At 51.0% G+C, this 300-nt stretch carries 1 rRNA gene; it reads left to right on the forward strand.

Annotated elements, in window-relative coordinates:
- Nucleotides 1-131 precede the first annotated feature (131 nt).
- Nucleotides 132-300: ribosomal RNA gene (locus QP363_RS12905) — 16S ribosomal RNA — on the forward strand; the annotation flags it as partial.

Genomic DNA, 300 nt, shown 5'->3' on the forward strand with positions numbered 1-300 from the left:
TCCTTGTATATCCCCGTCGGGTTGGGGGTTGGTTGAAGGATTTTTTCTTTATGTAATTTTTGGATAGCCAGTCCGTGCGGTGCATGGTTTGGTTTGTCTGTTTGTCTAGGTTTGGGCTTTTCACGGCCTTTTTTGTGGAGAGTTTGATCCTGGCTCAGGACGAACGCTGGCGGCGTGCTTAACACATGCAAGTCGAACGGAAAGGCCAGTGCTTGCACTGGTGCTCGAGTGGCGAACGGGTGAGTAACACGTGGGTGATCTGCCTTGCACTCTGGGATAAGCTTGGGAAACTGGGTCTAA

This window comes from Corynebacterium sp. UMB6689, assembly GCF_030215295.1.
GTDB lineage: Bacteria > Actinomycetota > Actinomycetes > Mycobacteriales > Mycobacteriaceae > Corynebacterium > Corynebacterium aurimucosum.